Genomic DNA, 1,644 nt, shown 5'->3' on the forward strand with positions numbered 1-1,644 from the left:
ATTGATTATCTAGTTGGCACACAGGTTGCAATTTGTACTGTGGGTAGAGCGAATATCGGATGTACTACCTAATGATGTCTCCCTCTTATTTATAAGGAACACACTATGAGTACTCTATATACAATTAACGTAATCAATAACAGCCCGACAGCGCAGGATTTCTTTTTCTTCCAAAAACCGGCGATTTATACCGGTGGCGCTAAAGTTTACTCCAACAGTATTTATCAGGAAGTGTTATCACCTTTTGCCAGCTCGGGTTCTGTACTGACCTTTGAATGCTTAATGCAATTTTATGCTGGAGCACAATCTCAACTACCAAGCTTGTTGGTTGGGCAAGATTCAGGATATATCACCTCAAGCCAGCCTGTCGATTTGACCTCTATTACCGCTGGAGTACAAACAGCAAACACCACGGTAATGTCGGTTGACCCTTCTCTTGGTCTGTCTCCTGCGACTTATACCGAAGGGGTGCAACCTGGTGCTTATCGTATTGTCACTCCTGCATTTAACCCCGTCACAGATGTATTTAACGCGGGGTTGGCGGTGCAAAGTGCCAGTGGCAGTAGCGTACTGTCGAGTTTCATCAATGCAGAACCAAGCAAAAATATCGATTGTCAGCCAGTGCTGAGTTTTTATGTCCAAACGGGTACCTATCAGGCGGGGACGGTTATTAACTTCTCTACGTCTTCGGTTGGGTCCGCGATATGTGATACCACCCAAGGTGTGACCGCATTCAATGTTATTTATAACCCTCAGGGCACCTGGACGGTTAGCGCTGCTTGATAAAAACACACGTGTACGGCCTGCCTGATCAACAGTGCCGTACCTGTACTCCCCTATTTATTATTTCTATGAGGAGGCTATATGCCTAATCTAACAACCAGTATTTCGCTAAATCTATTATTGGGCCAATTTCCGAATCCTGTTAGTCAACTGACTCAGCCACCGCTCAGTAATGAGTGTGGTGCTTATGCATTAACTGCCACATTGGCTGCATTTGCACTGTGGCCGGAAAGTACCATTATCACTTATGGAGAAAATAATAATATCATTCAACAAGACGATGATTTTATTAACGCTAAGGATAAGATCTATGGTCTGACTGGGATACTTAACCCCGATGGTGGGGCAAACGTTGCGGGTGGCGGATATAACTCACCTGCGGCAATGGCGGCTGTGGCGATAGATTTCGCACGGGTGGTNTCGGTGAATATCACCGCTGCTGGCTTATATGCCTTGGGGGCGCTGTATCCAGCTGAGCAAGCTGCCTGTGTGGCGGTGGTAGGGGAGCCAAATGTACATACGGATGCTGTTTATGTAGAGCCGGCTCATGGGCAAGTACAATTGATTTGTGTGGCTTCCGGCCCGCAAGCTCTTCACATGTTAGCCCGTGGTTCCGACGGACTTTATTACGATCCCGCCACCGGAGTTCGTGATAATGATTGGGGTAATCCAACAGCTGAACTCTTTGAACAACTCAGTGGCTATGAATTTGTTGGTTTATGGCTAGTTATTAGTTAATTAATGAGTAATTTGAAATAGTAAACCGATAAACGGTGCTATCGAGTTGTTTATCGGTTTACTTCAATATTTTTTAGTGTAGTTTTATAAACCTCCTTTCTTAACTTTTTCTTTAATTTATCA

General features: G+C 44.7%; 2 protein-coding genes. Both read left to right on the top strand.

Features of this window, described 5'->3' with window-relative positions; translation table 11 throughout:
* The first annotated feature begins 105 nt into the window (after nt 1-105).
* Nucleotides 106-783, top strand: coding sequence for a hypothetical protein (locus tag V2A85_RS23500; protein WP_372560158.1), 678 nt, complete (start codon nt 106-108; stop codon nt 781-783).
* A gap of 81 nt (nt 784-864) precedes the next feature.
* The gene (locus tag V2A85_RS23505) at nt 865-1,521 is read left to right on the top strand and encodes a hypothetical protein (protein WP_420072531.1); all 657 of its coding nucleotides are present in this window, start codon (nt 865-867) and stop codon (nt 1,519-1,521) included.
* Nucleotides 1,522-1,644 lie beyond the last annotated feature (123 nt).

The organism is Yersinia sp. 1252 StPb PI, assembly GCF_048593885.1.
GTDB lineage: Bacteria > Pseudomonadota > Gammaproteobacteria > Enterobacterales > Enterobacteriaceae > Yersinia > Yersinia enterocolitica_E.